Source organism: Geodermatophilus sp. URMC 63 (assembly GCF_053502565.1).
In genome coordinates this window covers 1793057-1810563 of the sequence record NZ_CP199956.1, presented here as the reverse complement: position 1 = coordinate 1810563, position 17507 = coordinate 1793057, and the positions used below count along the sequence as shown (strand labels likewise).

Annotated in this window: 11 protein-coding genes; 5 read left to right on the top strand and 6 right to left on the bottom strand. The window is 76.0% G+C overall.

All coding sequences use genetic code 11. The annotated features are described in order from the left end of the window. Window positions 1-61: 61 nt before the first annotated feature. The 3 genes from ACWIZO_RS08735 to ACWIZO_RS08725 form a co-directional block, all read right to left on the bottom strand. Entirely contained in the window at window positions 62-1006 is a 945-nt protein-coding gene (locus tag ACWIZO_RS08735) for an endonuclease/exonuclease/phosphatase family protein (protein WP_448642093.1), read from the bottom strand. An 80-nt stretch (window positions 1007-1086) separates the two neighbouring features. Next, window positions 1087-1746: a glycoside hydrolase family 16 protein gene (locus tag ACWIZO_RS08730; RefSeq protein WP_448642092.1), complete on the bottom strand. Its 660-nt coding sequence runs from the start codon at window positions 1744-1746 to the stop codon at window positions 1087-1089. A 312-nt stretch (window positions 1747-2058) separates the two neighbouring features. Continuing rightward, window positions 2059-2250 carry a hypothetical protein gene (locus tag ACWIZO_RS08725; RefSeq protein ID WP_448642091.1) on the bottom strand — a complete coding sequence of 64 codons (192 nt, stop codon included), beginning with the start codon at window positions 2248-2250 and terminating at the stop codon, window positions 2059-2061. Window positions 2251-2826: 576 nt separating this feature from the next. Here ACWIZO_RS08725 and ACWIZO_RS08720 point away from each other — a divergent pair. Continuing rightward, window positions 2827-3165, top strand: coding sequence for a hypothetical protein (locus tag ACWIZO_RS08720; protein ID WP_448643022.1), 339 nt, complete (start codon window positions 2827-2829; stop codon window positions 3163-3165). 49 nt (window positions 3166-3214) lie between these two features. Next, window positions 3215-3814 carry a glycoside hydrolase family 16 protein gene (locus ACWIZO_RS08715; RefSeq protein ID WP_448642930.1) on the top strand — a complete coding sequence of 200 codons (600 nt, stop codon included), beginning with the start codon at window positions 3215-3217 and terminating at the stop codon, window positions 3812-3814. Between the two features lie 45 nt (window positions 3815-3859). Here ACWIZO_RS08715 and ACWIZO_RS08710 read toward each other — a convergent pair whose 3' ends face one another. After that, window positions 3860-4927 carry a glycosyltransferase family 2 protein gene (locus tag ACWIZO_RS08710; RefSeq protein ID WP_448642090.1) on the bottom strand — a complete coding sequence of 356 codons (1068 nt, stop codon included), beginning with the start codon at window positions 4925-4927 and terminating at the stop codon, window positions 3860-3862. Window positions 4928-5022: 95 nt separating this feature from the next. Further along, complete coding sequence (locus ACWIZO_RS08705) at window positions 5023-7653, bottom strand: alpha/beta fold hydrolase (protein ID WP_448642089.1); 2631 nt, start codon at window positions 7651-7653, stop codon at window positions 5023-5025. A 300-nt stretch (window positions 7654-7953) separates the two neighbouring features. Here ACWIZO_RS08705 and ACWIZO_RS08700 point away from each other — a divergent pair, with 300 nt between their 5' ends. After that, window positions 7954-8655, top strand: coding sequence for a 4'-phosphopantetheinyl transferase family protein (locus tag ACWIZO_RS08700; RefSeq protein WP_448642088.1), 702 nt, complete (start codon window positions 7954-7956; stop codon window positions 8653-8655). After that, on the top strand, window positions 8652-11618 hold the full coding sequence (locus ACWIZO_RS08695; protein ID WP_448642087.1) for an acetoacetate--CoA ligase: 2967 nt from the start codon (window positions 8652-8654) through the stop codon (window positions 11616-11618). The genes ACWIZO_RS08700 and ACWIZO_RS08695 overlap by 4 nt, the downstream gene beginning before the upstream one ends. Before the next feature lie 21 nt (window positions 11619-11639). On the opposite strand, the gene ACWIZO_RS08690 is transcribed toward ACWIZO_RS08695, so the two are convergent. Continuing rightward, window positions 11640-12686: an alpha-hydroxy acid oxidase gene (locus tag ACWIZO_RS08690; RefSeq protein WP_448642086.1), complete on the bottom strand. Its 1047-nt coding sequence runs from the start codon at window positions 12684-12686 to the stop codon at window positions 11640-11642. Window positions 12687-13492: 806 nt separating this feature from the next. Here ACWIZO_RS08690 and ACWIZO_RS08685 point away from each other — a divergent pair. Continuing rightward, entirely contained in the window at window positions 13493-17374 is a 3882-nt protein-coding gene (locus ACWIZO_RS08685; protein ID WP_448642085.1) for a hypothetical protein, read from the top strand. The last annotated feature ends 133 nt before the right edge of the window (window positions 17375-17507 follow it).

Here is a 17507-nt window from a genome sequence, read left to right as displayed (position 1 = left end):
CACCGCACCGACCGGTCCCCGGCGTGCGGTCGCCCCTCGCCCGTGGTCGCGGCCGGCGCGCTCAGCTGCCCGGCAGGGTCACCCGGACGACGAGGCCGCGGTGGTCGGAACCGGGGATCTCGATGGTGTGCAGGGCGTCCGCACCGGCCTCCCGGACCAGCACGTGGTCGATGCCGATGACCGGCGGCACGGCCCACCCGGACGGGAAGGTCATCGTCCACGGGGCGCCGAGCTGTTCGGCGGCGTCCCGGTACCCGCCCTGCAGCAGCGCACGGAACTGGGCGTTGCCCCAGGTGGCGTTGAAGTCGCCACCGACCAGGACGGTGGAGCCGTGCGCGTCTGCCCCGGCCGCCACCCGGCCGAGCAGGTCGGGGGTCTTGGCCATGTCGCGCACCCAGTCGTCGGCCGACTGCGGCCACGGCCCGGCCGTGTGCAGGGTGAGCACCGTGGGGCTGGGCTGCCCGTCGCCCAGGACCAGCCGCGCCGAGACCGAGGCGAAGGTCAGCTCCGGGTGGCGCTGCTCGTCGGCGAGGGGGTGGCGACTCCACAGCCCGACCCCGTCGGCGCCGGGCAGGGCCTCCACCACGCTGTACGGGAGCAGCTCGTCGAGGCCCGCCGCGGTCAGCCGGCCGGCCAGCGGCGGGGTGAGCTCCTGCAGCAGCAGCACGTCGGCGTCGGCGTCGCGGACGGCCGCGACGACGCCCTGCGGATCGGCCTCCCCCAGCGCCACGTTCGCCGTCAGGACGGTGAGCGACGCGCCGCCGGGGTCGGCCGGTCCGCCCACGTAGGTGGGGGCCAGGACGACGACGGCGACGGCGGTGAGCACCGCGGCCACACCGGCGGCCAGCCGCCGCCGGGCCAGCGCCAGCAGGACGGTGGCCAGCGGGCTCGCGGCCAGCAGGTACGAGGAGAAGGCGCTGAGCGCGACCAGCCGGTTGCTGCCCGAGGGGTAGACGTGGGCGACCCCGCCGACGACCGCCACCACCCCGAGGAGCGCGCCGAGCACAGCCGCGCCGCGGCGCGCGAGGGTCCGCCGCCGATCCGGCCCCGGTGCGCTGCGCTGGGTCGGGTCGGCGCCCGCGGTGCTCAGTGGTACATGCGCACCCAGTCCACGTAGAGGCTCACCGCGTCCGGGGTCGTCGCGTCCGGTGCGGGGATCCACGTGCCCTGGGGGCCCACGTCGAGCTGGATGGCGAGGTGCATGGGGCCGTGCGGGATGGCGGCCGGGTTGGTGTTCCGGTAGATCTGCTCGCCGTCGAGGTAGACGGTGATGCTGTCGGACTGCCAGTCGACCGCGTAGGTGTGCCACTGCGTGAAGTCGCCGGTGACGATGCCCTCGTCGCGCTGGTCGTCCGCGCCGTAGTGCACCGTGGTGTGGTTGGCCTGCCGATCGCCCTCGACGATCTCCATCACGTCGATCTCGCCGTCGACCGGCCAGTTGTCCGAGTCCGGCCACAGCAGGATGGCAGGGGCGTAGCCGGTGCCGGGCTCGACCCGGGCCCGGAACTCCCACTTGCCGTAGGTGGTGGCCGGCGGGGCCTGCCAGGCCAGGCCACCGGAGACGTTCCCGCTGGCGGAGATCCCGAGCAGGCCGTTGCCGACCCAGACGGCCTGGGGGCTGCGGATGCCCACGCCGTTGGCCCCGGTGCCGCCGTAGAGCCGCCACGTGGCCGCGTCCAGGCTCGACCCGTTGAACTCGTCCCCGCCGCGCTGCTTCCAGCCGTGGCGGTCCGCGGCCGTCGGCACGGTCGGTTCGGCGGTCGTCGGCCCGGGAGCGTCGTTGCGCCCCTCAGGGGTGCCGACCGTGGTGTCGCTCGTGCAGGAGGCCAGGGTCAGGGCCAGGGCGAGGGGCGCGGAGGCCCAGCACGGCAGCCGCCTCCGGCCGCCACCGCGCCGGTCCGCGGGCAGGGTGGAGGTCCCGTCTGTCGGGCCACGCGAGGACATGATGCTCCCAGGGTAGTCGCGCCGCGCAGGCCGGGCCGCCGACGGGCGGAGCACCACTGGATCGGGCGAGTCAGCCCGCTCGCCGGCGGGGACGCGCCGCGGAGGCGCCGACGGTCAGCCCAACCCGAACCAGCGGCGCCCGCGGTAGCGGCCGCAGCCGCACAGGGCGCAGTCGGTGCCCCTGCGGTAGTGCTCGTGCGCCGCGCGGACGTGCCCGCAGCTGCACGGCTTGGTCTTGGTCACGGGGAGCTGCGGCGCGCGTCCGGTCGCCGAGGGGGCCGGGCGCTGCACGTCGGTGGTGCTCATCGCGGCGCTCCCAGACGCTCGACGTCCGTGCCGCCATCCGAGGACGCGCACGCCTGACACGGCGTCGTCCTACACCACCAGCCCACCATGCCGCACCACTTTCTGGATCGAGTCGGCGAGACCGAGGACGACCTCCGCCGTAGTTCGCCTGAACGTACCGAGTCGGTCACGGTCAGTAGAAGACGCGCGCTCCGACACGCCACCGAGGAGTGAGGCACCGCGGAGCCCGACAGGGCTCCTCGAGGCGTCGGACACCCGTCCACGCGCCTGACACTCCCGCACCTCCCTGGGAGGGAGCTGGACGCGGGCTGGGAGCTGTGTGACTCGTGTGACTCCTGGGAGTCATCCCTTCAGTTGCGCCGTGTCGACATGTCTACTGACGCCCATGCATTCACACCCCGTAGTCGAGCAACCTCGCAAGGTGAGGCCGCGTCGGTCCCTGCGGCTCGTCGCGCTGGCTACGTCGATCACGGCTGCCTGCGGTGTCGCCGGCCTGGTGGTGGACGCCCGGTCCCCGTCGTCGGCCGACGCGGGAGCCGAGCTGCAGGACACGTCCCTGGCGGCGACCTTCTCGCCGTGGACGGGGTCCGGCACCCGGACGCGCGGTGGAGCCGCCACGACCTCCCCCCGGCAGAGCACCCCGCCGGCTCCCGCTCCGGCCACGACCGGGTCCGCCGTGCCGTCCGCGCCGCCGAGGACTCCGGCACCGGTCGTCCCGGCCCCCACGACCACGACGCCGCCCCCGGCCGCCCCGCCCGCGACGACGGCGGCGCCGAGGACCACGGCGCCCTCCGGCACGGGCACGGCGTCGGCGCCGGCGGCGCCCACCCGTTCGACGACCCCGGCACCCGCCTCGACGCCGGCGCCCGCGGCCCCTCCGGCGACCGGGACGGGCGGCACGGCCCCGACCGGTGACCTCCCCGGGTGGCGGCAGGTCTTCTCCGACGACTTCGCCGGCACCTCACTGGGGTCGCGGTGGCGGACCTACTCCGGCCAGCCGGGGGGCTCGCCGTACGGCACGTGGTCGCCCTCCCAGGTGCAGGTGGCCGGCGGCTTCCTCAACCTCCGCAACGGCCTGCAGAACGGCCAGTGGGTGAGCGGCGGACTGGCCAGCACGGTCAGCCAGACCTACGGCAAGTGGGAGATGCGCTTCCGCATCGACGCCGGCGACGAGATCAAGTACGCCGCGCTGCTCTGGCCGGACGGCCCCACCTGGCCACCGGAGATCGACTTCGCCGAGGACGCCGGGGGGAACCGCAGCGGCACCACCGCGACCCTGCACTACGGCGCCGACAACGCGATGGTCGGCGAGCGGGTCGCCACGGACCTCACGCAGTGGCACACGATGGGCGTCGAGTGGTCCCCGGGTCGCGTCGTCTACACCCTCGACGGACGGCCGTGGGCGACGACGGACCACCCGGGCGTCCCGAACGAGCCGATGCACCTGGCGATCCAGACCCAGCCGGGTGGCTGCCAGGGTGGCGCCGCCTTCGGGTGCGGCGGGGGGACCCCGGGCACGACGAGCATGCAGGTCGACTGGGTGACCGTCTACGCCCCGGCCTGACGCTGCGACCGACGGCCGGCCGGCACCCCGGGCCGGCCGTCGGTCTCAGCCGCGGTGCAGGAGCAGCGCCAGCCGCCCGACGAGGAAGCCCCAGCCCGCGGCCACGAGGCCGACGCCCGCCGTGGCCGCCCGGGCCGGCCCCCACACGTCACCGGCACGCAGTCGGCCCAGGTCCCGCAGCATGCCGCGCGGGATGGCGACCAGCACGTGGCTGCGCTCGTCCCCGAGCGCGGTGCCCTCGTCCAGCGCGGCCATCTCGGCCTTGCCCCTGCCCTCCGCGTGGCACCGCCGCACGAAGAACGACCAGGTGGCCCGGTCGGCCGGGAGGTCGTGGACGATCTCGGCGTCGGGGACGTACAGCCAGGTGCGGCCGGTCCGGCCGGTGATCCGGATGCAGAGCTCGGTGTCCTCGGGGCGGGAGCTGGAGCCCAGCTTGCCGAAGCCGTCGCGGAACCCCCCGACGCGGGCGAACTCCGCGCGCCAGACGGCCATGTTCTCGCTCCACACGTTGCGCACCTGGCTGCGGGTGCGCGGCATCCCCTCGTAGGTCGCACCGACCACCCACAGGAACTCGGGCGGGAACCACCGCGGCGCCGTGCCGTCGGGCCACCCGGCGCCGACCCGGCCGCCGACGCCGACCGCGTCGGGCACCTCCTCCAGGCCGCGCACCAGGTGGGTGAGCCAGGCCCGCGAGGCGCGGGTGTCGTCGTCGAGGAACGCGACCACGTCGCCGCGGGCCACCGCGGCCCCGGCGTTGCGGGTGCCCGACGCCCCCGGCGAGGCGGTGTTGGCGACCACGCGCACCTGCGGGAACTCCCGCTCGATCCGGGCCAGCAGGGCCGGAGCGTGGTCGACCGCCACGATCACCTCGAGCGGGGGCCGCTCCTGGTCCACCGCGGACCGGAGGGCCGCGACCAGCCCGTCCCAGCGCGCCTCCGTGTAGCAGGCGATGACCACCGACACCGTCGGCTCGGGGCCGGCCTCGTGCGCAGCCCCCGTCCCGGCCGACGGCACCGGGGCGGGCGGACCGGCCGGGCGGCTGAGGAGGGCCGTCGCGGACGGCATCCCCGTCGCCGGTGTCCGGGGCTGGGCCTGCGGCTGTTCAGCGCTCATCGGTACAGCGTCACGGGCGTTGCTGTGCGTTGGCTGGGAACGGGTACCCCTCGTGGGCGGGATCACCCTGTCGGGGAGGCGGTGCGGAGCCGTGCTCAGGCCCCGTCGGGACGCCCGGTGGGTCCTGCGGCGACGCCGCGTGCGATCTCCTCGACGTACGGGGGGCGCAGCAGCGAGTTGTGCTCACCCTGCAGCGTCACCTGGGTGACCTCACCGGTCAGCAGCCGGCGCCACACCACCAGACTCGCCTCGTTGAGGTGGCTGACGTACACCGTCACCCGGCCGTCCCAGGTCCGCGGGCGGTGCACCAGGGAGATGCGCACCCCGAGCTCGAGCAGCCCCTCGGTGCGCGCCGCGGACGGCGGCAGGACGCAGGCCGCGACCGCCAGCAGGCGTCGCCGCCACAGCTCGCGCCGCGTCGGCGGCGGGCCGTACCGGTCGTCGCCGGGCAGCGGCGCGACGGCCGGACGTCCGGCGTCGGCCGCCTCGTCGGGGCACCACGCCTGGTCGACGAGGCCCTGCGGGAGGACGGTGTCGACCAGCGTCACCTCGGCGACCTCCTCGCCGGCCGCGGTCAGCCGCCGGGCCAGCTCCAGCGCGACCAGGCCGCCCATCGAGTGCCCCACCAGCCGGTAGGGCCCGTGCGGCTGGACCGCCCGCAGCCGGCGCAGGTGGCGGCGCGCCGCCATGCCGATGCTGAGGTCGGGGACCGCCCAGTTCTCGAGGCCGTGCGGCTGGAAGGCGTAGACCGGCTGGTCACTGCCGAGGGCCTCGGCCAGCGGGAGGAAGACCTGGCCGCTCGCCCCGGCGCCGGCGAAGCAGAGCACGGGCGGTCGCGAGCCCGTCGCGCGGAGGACGACGACGCTGCCGTGCCGCCGGGAGGCGCCGCGCGCCTCGCCCTCGGCACCCGGCGCGTACCGGGCCGCGAGCGCGGCCAGCTCGCGCACGGTCGGGCCCTCGGCGACGTGCGCGGAGGTCAGCACCACCCCGTGCTCCTCGGCGAGGCGGGTGAGCAGCTCCTCGACGCTGAGGGAGTCCCCGCCCAGGGCGGTGAACGTCTCGTCCCGGCCCACGCCGGGGCGGGCCAGCACGGCCTCGAACAGCCCCGCGAGGACCTGCTCCCAGTGCCCCTGGGGCGGCACGGCCCCGGCCCGGGGCGGCGGGGGCAGCGCCGCGCGGTCGACCTTGCCGCGCTCGTTGCGCGGCAGCTCCGGCAGCAGCAGGAGCTCCGCCGGGACCATCCAGGTCGGCAGCAGGGCCGTCAGGCCGCGGCGCAGCTGCGCGGGTGAGGGCGTGCGCTGCTCGCTGCCGGGCGCCACGTAGCCGACGAGGCGGGTGCCGGCCGCCGTCCCGCTGTCCACGGCGACGACGGCGGCGTCGGCCACGCCGTCCAGCGTGCGCAGCGCGGCCTCGACCTCGGCCGGCTCCACGAGGTAGCCGCTGACCTTCACCGCGTCGTCCGTGCGGCCGGTCTGGTGCAGGACGCCGTGCTGGTCGTAGCGGCCGCGGTCGCCCGTGCTGAAGGTCTCCCGGCCGTCCTCGGCGCGCCCGAAGGGGCCGTCCGGGCCGCCCTCGAGGTAGCGGCCCAGGTGGGTGCCGAGCACCCGCAGCGTGCCGACCTCCCCCACGGGGACGGGGTCCCCGTCCTCGCCGAGGACCTGGACCTCCTTCTCGGGCACCACGCGTCCGGCCGGCACCGCACCCTCGGGGAGGGGATCGGCCGGCGTCAGGGGGGCGAAGGTCAGCTGACCGGTCTCGGAGGAGCCGAGGTGGTTGACGACGGTGACCGCGCCGAGCCGCTCGCGAGCGGCCCGCACGTCACGCCCCTGCAGCGCCTCCCCGGCGGTGACGACCAGCCGGAGGTCGGCCAGCGGCCGCCCCGGCGGCATGGCCCCGCTCAGGGCGCGCAGCAGCGACGGCGTCATCGACAGGACGCTGACCCGCTCCTCGCGCAGCCAGGCCGGCAGCCCGCGCAGGCCGCGGTCGCGGGGGTCGTACACGTGCAGGCTGGCGCCGGTGAGCAGGGCGCCGAAGACCGCGTGCTCGCCGAGGGAGAACGAGGGCGGCAGCACCAGCGCCAGCCGCTCGCCCGCGGTCAGGCCCGTGTGCCGGCCGGTGATCTCCGCCTCCGTGGTGATCATCCCGTGCGTGTGCACGACGCCCTTGGGCCGCCCGGTCGACCCGGAGGTGAAGACGATCGTCGCCGGGCTGTCGGGCCCGGGGGCGGGCACGGCGTCCGGCACCGCGTCCGGCACCGCGTCACCGGGACCGGGCGGGGCGACCACGGCGTCCAGGTCGGCGCGTGCCGCGAACCCCTGGACCTCCGCGGCACGCTGCGCGAACCGGCGCTCGACCACGCAGAGCGCGGCGCCGGCCATGTCCTGGATCTGCTGCAGGCGGCCCGCGGGCAGCTGCGCGTCGAGGACGACGACCGGCCGCCCGGTGAGCAGGACCGCGAGGACGGCGACGACGAGGTCCGCCGACGACGTCGCGAGGACGGCGACGGGCGCGTCGAGCGCGGTGTCCGCCGGCACGAGCGCTGCCAGGCGGTGGGCGCCGGCAGCCGCACGCGCGCCGAGCTCCCGGTAGGACACGGTGACGCCGGGTGCGCTGATCGCCGTGTGTTCGCCACGCTCGGCCACCACCGCCGCGAGCGCCGAGGGGATGGTCTCGGCGGCCACCAGGGAGCCGGGCGCGGAGGTCCGACCGGACGCAGGGGCAGTCATGTACACCATCTCTCCACCGAAATTGGGCGCCTGACGCTAACCGCCGGTGCCGGGACCGACGAAACGGACCTCACCCGATCGTGCCCGCACGACGCGTCAGGCGTCCGGCAGCCCGCGGTCGACGTCCTCGGACGCCGCGTCCGCGTCGCCCGCTCCGGCGCCTCCTCCCTCCGGGGGATGTCACGGGGAGTGACAGCGGAACAGAGACGCCCACACTTGGCAGTCGTCCCGGAGCGTCATAGCTTGGGGACTCCACGGCTCGCACGACCGTGGCGTGTACGCAGCGTGACAGGAGCACAGGTGGATTTCGGCGGCGAGGGGGCGTCCGGCCGCGTCGGCGTGCGTCCTGCGGTGCTCGTCCGGTCCATCGACCTGTCCGATCCGGGGTGGGACGTCGCGGCCGAGGCCGCCTGCCTGAGCGGCGACGAGCGGGCGCGCGCCGACCGCGGCGCCCCCGCGGTGCGCCGGCGTCGCGTCCTGGTCCGCGCCGGCCTGCGTCGCGTGCTCGGCGGTCTGCTCGGGACGCCGCCGGCCGACGTCCCGCTGCACAGCGACCGCGGCCGCCCCGTCCTGCCCGGCGACGGGCTCCGCTTCTCCTGCTCGGCCAGCGGCGACCTGGCGCTGGTGGCGGTGGCCCGGGACCGCGCCGTCGGGGTCGACGTGCAGCGCCACCGCGACGAGGACGTCCGCGACGCCGCCGAGGAGGGCTGGCTGTCCGCCGTCGAGCTCGCCCGGCTCGCCCGGCTGGCCGACGGGGACCGGCCCACCGCGGTCACGCGCGCGTGGACGCACAAGGAGGCCGTGCTCAAGGCACGGGGAACCGGGATCCGCCGGCTGCCCGTTGACGTCGTGACACCGGTCGCCGAGCGCGGCCGGGTCGGCGCTCTGCACCTGTCGCCGATCCCGGTCCCCGCCGGGTACGTGGCCGCTCTCGCCGTCGGGGTCGCGGTCGACCCGGACCTGCTCGATCCCGTGGTGCTGTCACCTGGAGGTTGTCGATGACCCTGCCCGTCACGGCGCGGGACGAGGTGCGCACAGCGGCGCCGCCGTCCCAGCTCGCCGACTTCCGGACCCGCTGCGAGGCGGTCGCCGGTCGCGGGCTGCCCACGGCGGCCGCGCTGCACGCCTGGTCCGTGGCGTCCTCCCGCGAGTTCTGGCGCACCTTCCTCGACTGGGCCGACCTCGCGTGGGAGGGCTCCGCCGAGACGGTCACCACCGACGGCGACGTGCGGACCGCGCGCTTCTTCCCCGACGTCCGGCTCAACTACGCCGAGAACCTGCTGCGCCCGCTCCCCGGGGTGGACGACGGCGCGCCGGCGCTGACCTCCGTGCACGGCGACGGCTCGTTCGAGCAGCTCTCGCGGGGGGAGCTGCGCACGGCCGTCCGCCGGACCTCACGAGCGCTGGCCGCAGCGGGGGTGCGGGCCGGGGACACGGTGCTGGCGGTGGCCGCCAACAACGGCCGGGTCGCCGTGGCCGCACTCGCCGTGGCGGGCCTGGGTGCGGCGCTGTCGACCGCCACCCCGGACATGGGCGTCAGCACGCTGCTGGGGCGGTTCGGGCAGGTCGGCGCGACCACCGCGGTGATCGACCGGGGCGGGCCGGCCGGGATGGGGGTCGCCGACGAGGACCTGGCCGAGCTGCTGGCGGGCCTGCCCACGGTCCGGCGGGTCCTGCTGCTCGACGACCTGCCGCTGCCGCAGGTGCCCGGGCCGGAGGTGTCCCGCCTCGCCGACCTCCTGTCGACCGTCCCCGCCGACGACCCCGGGCCGGAGTGGCCGCGGCAGGCGTTCGACGCCCCGCTATGGGTGCTGTTCTCCTCGGGGACGACCGGGCCGCCGAAGGCCATGGTGCACGGGGTGGGCGGCTCGCTCCTCGAGCACGTCAAGGAGCACCGCCTGCACGTCGACCTGCGGCCGAGCGACACGCTCTACTTCCACACCACCACGGCCTGGATGATGTGGAACTGGCAGCTCTCGGCCCTGTCCGTCGGCGCGCACGTCGTCGTCTACGACGGCGCCGTCAGCGGCCCGAAGACGCTGTGGCACCTCGTGGCCCGGCACGGGGTCACCGTCTTCGGCACCAGCCCGGCCTACCTGCAGCTGTGCGAGGACGAGGGCTACGCACCGGAGGACGCCGTCGACCTGGGCGCGGTCCGGGCCGTCCTGTCCACCGGCGCGGTCCTGCACGACTGGCAGTTCGCCTGGGTGACCGAGCACGTGGGGCCGGTGCCGGTCCAGTCGATCTCCGGGGGCACCGACATCGTGGGCTGCTTCGTGCTCGGCCACCCGGAGGTCCCGGTGCGGCCGGGGCGCTGCCAGTCGATCAGCCTGGGCCTGGACGTGGCCGCCCTGGACGACCAGGAGCGCCCGGTCCTCGGCGAGGTGGGCGAGCTGGTCTGCCGCAACCCGTTCCCCTCCCGTCCCGTCCGGTTCCTGCAGGACCCCGACGGCGAGCGCTTCCGGGCCGCCTACTTCGCCCAGCACCCCGGCGTGTGGACCCACGGTGACCGCATCGAGATCGACGCGGACGGGTCGTCCCGGTTGCACGGCCGCTCCGACGGCGTCCTCAACGTCAACGGCGTCCGGATCGGCCCGTCGGAGATCTACACGATCGTGCGCACCGTGCCGGGCGTGGCCGACGCGATGGCGGTCGAGACCCGCGACCCGGCCGCGCCGGGCAGCAGCCGCCTGGCCCTGCTCGTGGTGCTGCAGCGGGACCACCTCCTCGACGACGCGCTGAGCCGGCGGATCCGGGCCACGCTGCGCCGGGAGGGGTCACCCGCGCACGTGCCCTCGGTGATCCTGGCGGTCGACGAGATCCCGCTGACCCACAACGGCAAGCGCTCCGAGAGCGCCGCGCGCGCGGTGCTCGACGGCGAGCCGGTCCGCAACGTCGCGGCGCTGAAGAACCCCGGGGCCCTGGAGTCGATCGCCGCCGCCGCGCGTTCCGCCGAGGCGGCCCGGGCCGCGGCGGTGGCCGACGACGCGGAGGGCGACGGCGTGCACGCCGTCGTCGCGCGCGTGTTCGCGGACGTGCTCGGGGCGCCCGTGCCCGACGACGCGGACTTCTTCGACGCCGGCGGCACGTCGCGCCAGACGATGACGCTGATGCGGCGGCTGCGCATGGAGCTGCACCGGCCGCTGCTGCTGGAGGACCTCCTCGTCGACCCGTCGGTGGCGGGGGTCACCAGGGCGGTGACCGCCCCGGCCACCCACGACTCCCCCGTGGAGGTCCTGCGTCCGGGGGAGCCGGGGACCGCTCCCCTGTTCCTGGTGCACGGCTACCTCGGCGACGTCGACATCTACCGCTCGATGGTCGACGCCCTGCAGACCCCGGCGCCGGTCTACGGCCTGACCTCGGACCCGCAGATCGCCACCCGTGAGGGCATCACGATCGTGGACATCGCCACGCCGCTGGTGGCCACGGTCGAGGAGACGGTGCCCGACGGGGACGTCCGGCTGGCCGGGTACTCCTTCGGCGGTCTGGTGGCCTACGAGATGGCCCGCCAGCTCACCGCGGCCGGCCGCTCGGTCACGTTCCTCGGCCTGATCGACACCGAGCCGCCGTTCGGCCGGCTCTCGCGGGTGTCCCGGGTGCTGCGCACCCTCGCCTGGTGGATCGCGCTGGTGGTGCCCGGGATGGTGGAGGACACCGTCGCCGGGGTGCTGCGCCGCCGGCTCGGGCGCTCGGCCCCGCCGGACGAGGAGGCGCGGACGTTCGCCACTGCCTACCGGGTGTTCAACGCCTACGAGTGGGAGCCCTACGACGGGCCGGTCACCTACTTCCGGGCCCGGTTCCGCGTGCCGGTGATCGCGAACCTGCTCTACCTCTGGCGCCGGAACGTGCGCGATCTGCGGGTCGTCGAGATCCCCGGGTCGCACCACGTCCTGCTCAGCGGCGAGCACACGCCGGAGCTGGCGGCCCGTCTCGACGAGGCGCTGCAGGCATCGTCGTCCCGCTGAGGCCCCCGGCCGGCCCGGTCCTCAGCCGGTCGTGACCGTGCTGGGGTCGAGGTCGGCCGGGCGGGCGGCGCCGGCGACGGCCAGGACGTGCGCGAGGTCCTCGGCCAGGGCGTCGAGACCGTCGCGCACGGCCTGCGCCCCACCGGCGGCCAGCGCCCACAGCACCGGCCGGCCGACGAGGACGGCGTCGGCGCCCAGGGCCAGGGCCACGAGGGCGTCCGTGCCGGTGCGGATGCCGCCGTCGACGAGCACGGGCACCCGCCCGCCGACGGCGTCCAGGACGTCGGGGAGCGCCTGCGCGCTGGCCACGGCCCGGTCGAGCTGGCGGCCGCCGTGGGTGGAGACGACGACCCCCGCCGCCCCCGCCTCGACGCAGCGCAGCGCCTCGTCGCCGCGGAGCACGCCCTTGACCAGGACCGGCAGGCCGCCGACCTCGGCCAGCCGGCCGATGACGTCGGGGGTCGCGGAGGGGTCCTGCTCCGCGGACTCCCGACCCACGGCGCCCGGGACCAGGTGCTGCGCCAGGTTCACCAGGTACTCGTCGTCGGGCACGGCGATGCGGACACCGTCCACCCGGTGCTTGCGCCCCACATAGGGAGTGTCGACGGTGAGGACGACGGCGCGGGCACCGGCCGCGGCCGCCCGCTGCACGAGCGCCTCGGTGAGGCCGCGGTCGCGCATGAGGTAGGCCTGGAACCACCAGGGGCCGGTCGCCGCGGCGGCGATGTCCTCGATGGTCCGCGAGGCCCGCGTGGAGACGACCGTCAGGCAGCCGGCGTCGCCTGCCCCGCGGACGGTGGCGCACTCGGCGTCCGGGTGGGCCAGCGCGTGGAAGGCCACCGGCGCAACGGCGAACGGCGAGCGCACGGTCGTCCCGAGCAGCTCGGTGGTGAGGTCGACGGTGGAGACGTCGCGGAGCACCCGCGGCCGCAGGCGGTACCCGCGCCAGCCGGCCGTCGCCTCGCCGAGGGTCACCTCCTCGCCTGACCCGGCCTCGTAATAGTCCCAGACCTCCGGCCGCAGCCGGACGCGAGCGGTCTCACGGTGGTCACGCAGCAAGGCGAGCATGGACCGTGGGCCGGGCGTGACCCGACCCACCTCCTCTCCTGTGCCGGCCGGAGCGCCGGCCTGGACGGACCGCCGAGGCTACTGGCGGCGGCGAGCAGCGCGTCGGTGCGCTCACCCCGCGCGGCTCACAGAGGCACCCGTCCGTGCGCGTCACCTCGCCCAGGAGCCCCAGCGCCTGACCGGTCCACGACCCTCCGGCACAGGCGCCGCGGCGGGTGGGGACGGCTGTCGCCCGTGTCGGCAGCACCCAGGCGTCGGACCACGGAGCGAGAGTGGTGGCAGGCCGGTGGACACCGGCTGTGGCCACCTCGCCTGGTCCGGGGCACGAACGAGGATCGAGGGTCAGTCGGCAAATTGCGCGTTGACATGGCTTTCTCACGCAGAGTGAAAATCCCCGTCATCGGTGGAGATGCGACGAGGCCATGACCTTTGAGGACACGTCACTCCTCTCAGGATCACTCACGAAGAGTAGTGCCGAGCCGTCAGTCCTCTCGGCGCGTTCCGCATGCCACGCCGAGGGGTTGAAGCTCGAAGGACCTTCCTCAAGGGTGCCCTTCACGCAACCGCGAGTGATCGTGTGTGGCCCAGTTGGGTCCGCACCGGCGCGGTGATGTAGGGGGCTCGCTTTGGACGGGGACACACGGGGGAGACCGTCGGGCACCGCGGTGCCAGGCCTCCGTGGCGCCCGTCGTCCTTCCGTGGTCTTCCCCGTTACACGAGCCTTGCCGTACAGCGCGTCTCGGATGGACGGCGCGCGCTCACCGGGCGACCAGCCCTCCCGTGCGCCGTCGCGACGTCACCTGCTCGTGACCGTCATCCTCGCGGCTGCCCTGTGGGTGCTGGTGCTCGCCCTGGCCGGTCGGGCGCACGCCGACACAGGCGAGCCGGAGGTCCTCCCGACCTCGCCCACTACCCAGGCGACCTCGCCCACGACCCAGGCGGCGGCTCCGACGGAGACCGCTGCTGAGGAGCCGACCCCAGAGGCCGACGCCGACGCGGGACAGCCGGCCGCGGTGACGAGCGTCCCGCAGACCTCATCCCCCGCTCCGGAGACCACGGAGCTCGAGCCGTCCCCGGAGCCGTCGGCTCCCGTTCCGGATGCACCGACGCTGGTTGGTGACGCGAGTGGGGACGCTGGACCAGCGACTCCGGGCGTCAGCACCGACACTCCGCCGGTCACCCCGGCGGCCAACGGCAACGCCGCGCCACCGGCCACCTCGCCCGCCAACGACACTCCGCCCGCCACTCCGCCTGGCGATGCAACCCCGCCCGCCAACGCCACCCCGCCCGCCAACGCCACCCCGCCGGCCAACGGCAACGCCACCCCGCCCGGCACCGGCGGCAACGCCACCCCGCCGGCCAACGGCAACGCCACCCCGCCCGCCAACGGCAACGGCAACGCCGTCGCCACCCCGCCCGCCAACGGCAACGGCAACGCCACCCCGCCCGCCAACGGCACCGGCAACGCCGTCGGCACTCCGCCGGCCACCCCGCCGGCGGACCCCACCAGCGAGGCGCCGTCCACCAACGGCAATGGCAACGCCGTCGGCACTCCGCCGGCCACCCCGCCGGCGGACCCTACCAGCGAGGCGCCGTCCACCAACGGCAATGGCAACGCCGTCGGCACTCCGCCGGCCACCCCGCCCGGCAACGGCAACGCCACCCCGCCCGCCAACGGCAACGGCACCCCGCCCGCCAACGGCAACGGCACCGGCACCCCGCCCGCCAACGGCAACGGCAACGCCACCCCGCCCGCCAACGGCACCGGCACCCCGCCCGGCACCGGCGGCAACGCCACCCCGCCGGCCAACGGCAACGCCACCCCGCCCGCCAACGGCAACGGCAACGGCAACGCCGTCGCCACCCCGCCCGCCAACGGCAACGGCACCGGCACCCCGCCCGCCAACGGCAACGGCAACGCCACCCCGCCCGCCAACGGCAACGGCACCCCGCCCGCCAACGGCACCGGCACCCCGCCCGCCAACGGCAACGCCACCCCGCCCGCCAACGGCAACGGCAACGGCACCCCGCCCGCCAACGGCAACGGCAACGGCAACGCCGTCGCCACCCCGCCCGCCAACGGCAACGGCACCGGCACCCCGCCCGCCAACGGCAACGGCAACGCCACCCCGCCCGCCAACGGCAACGGCAACGCCACCCCGCCCGCCAACGGCAATGGCAACGCCGTCGGCACTCCGCCGGCCAACGGCAACGCCACCCCGCCCGGCAACGGCAACGGCAATGGCAACGCCGTCGGCACTCCGCCGGCCACCCCGCCCGGCAACGGCAACGCCACCCCGCCCGCCAACGGCAACGGCACCCCGCCCGCCAACGGCAACGGCACCGGCACCCCGCCCGCCAACGGCAACGGCAACGCCACCCCGCCCGCCAACGGCACCGGCACCCCGCCCGGCACCGGCGGCAACGCCACCCCGCCGGCCAACGGCAACGCCACCCCGCCCGCCAACGGCACCGGCACCCCGCCCGGCACCGGCGGCAACGCCACCCCGCCGGCCAACGGCAACGGCAACGGCACCCCGCCCGGCAACGGCAACGGCAACGGCAACGCCACCCCGCCCGCCAACGGCAACGGCACCGGCACCCCGCCCGGCACCGGCAACACCACCCCGCCCGCCAACGGCAACGGCAACGGCACCCCGCCCGCCAACGGCAATGGCAACGCCGTCGGCACTCCGCCGGCCAACGGCAACGCCACCCCGCCCGCCAACGGCAACGGCAACGCCACCCCGCCCGCCAACGGCAACGGCAACGCCGTCGGCACTCCGCCGGCCAACGGCAACGCCACCCCGCCCGGCAACGGCAACGGCAATGGCAACGCCGTCGGCACTCCGCCGGCCACCCCGCCCGGCAACGGCAACGCCACCCCGCCCGCCAACGGCACCGGCACCCCGCCCGCCAACGGCAACGGCAACGCCACCCCGCCCGCCAACGGCACCGGCAACGCCACCCCGCCCGCCAACGGCACCGGCACCCCGCCCGGCACCGGCGGCAACGCCACCCCGCCGGCCAACGGCAACGCCACCCCGCCGGCCAACGGCAACGCCACCCCGCCCGCCAACGGCACCGGCACCCCGCCCGGCACCGGCGGCAACGGCACCCCGCCCGCCAACGGCAATGGCAACGCCGTCGGCACTCCGCCGGCCAACGGCAACGCCACCCCGCCCGCCAACGGCAACGGCAACGCCACCCCGCCCGCCACCGGCAACGGCAACGCCACCCCGCCCGCCACCGGCAACGGCAACGCCACCCCGCCCGCCACCGGCAACGGCAACGCCACCCCGCCCGCCACCGGCAACGGCACCGGCACCCCGCCCGCCAACGGCACCGGCACCCCGCCCGCCAACGGCACCGGCACCCCGCCCGCCAACGGCAACGGCAACGGCAACGGCAACGCCACCCCGCCCGCCAACGGCACCGGCACCCCGCCCGGCACCGGCGGCAACGCCACCCCGCCGGCCAACGGCAACGCCACCCCGCCCGGCACCGGCAACACCACCCCGCCGGCCACTCCGCCGGCGGGCTCTAACAGCAACGCGCCGTCGGCCAACGGCAACGGCAACGGCAACGGCACCAACAACGACACTCCATCGGTCGCCCCGCCCGGCAACGGCAACAACACCGGCGTCCCACCGGTCATCGAGCCGCTGAACAGCACCGACACCGATGGTCCGCCGGCCACCACGCCCGGCAGCGGCAACGGCACATCGCCCGCTACCGCGCCTGATCACGACACTTCGCCGACCACCGCCACCGGCAGCGACAACGACGTCCCGCCAGTCACCGCGCCTGGCAGCAGCAAACTCACCACCGCCCTGCAGGTCACCGAGCCGACCCTCACCGGCGGCACCACCGCCCCGCCGGCCGACGCGTCCGCCAACGGCAAGACCGCCACTGCCCCGCCGGTCACCCAGTCGATCGTCAGAACCGGCGGCGGTGACGTCGGCGCCGGCCTGAGCGCCAATGCCGACACCGGAGCCGCCTCGTCGGCCACCCCACCCGCCGCCCAGCCCACCAGCGTCACCACCACCAGGAAGGGCAACGGTGCAGCCTCGGCAGTTGCCGAATCGGCTGACAGCCACACCGGCGTCGCACCACCGCCGGCCACCACCAAGGGCAACACCACCTCAGCGGCAACCGCTCTCACCATCGGTCCCACCCCCGGCACCGGCACCGGCACGCAGTCGGCCGCCGTGCCCCACACCGCGACCGCGGTCCCTGCCGAGGCGCGACAGAGCGCGGATCCGGCGAACACCATGGCGGCCTACGGCGTCCTGCGGCTCACACCGGCGGGGATCGCCGTCTGCTCCACCGACCCGGACAGCGCCCCAGCACCTGGTCCGAACGGTGACGCCGGTGGTGCTGCACGCCTCGGTGGTCCGGCCCCGACGGCCGTGGGCGCGACGTCCCTCCCCATCGAGACACCGCAACCGCTGCCCTTGCCCTCACCTCCTGTCCCCGCGCTGCCGCCCGTTGCTGCTCCGCTGGGCTCGGTGAGCGGTTCCTCGACCTGTGGCGGCTCCGGGGGTGGCTCCGACCCCGGTGACGACGTCGCCGTGACGACCGACCCCGTCCTGACCTCGACCGCGCAGGCCACTGCCCGCTTCGGATCCGGCATCGGCGACCGGGCGCTCAACCGGCCCAGCGCTCCGGAGTCCCGCCCCGGCTGAGGTGCACCCGCGCTCGTCCCGATCGACGTGTCCACCTCCTCACCCGAGCCGGCCGAGCCGGCTCCCCCCGACTACTGCTGCTCCTCCCTCCGAGCTCACCCCACCGCCCGTACCAGCGGGCACACATTCAAGG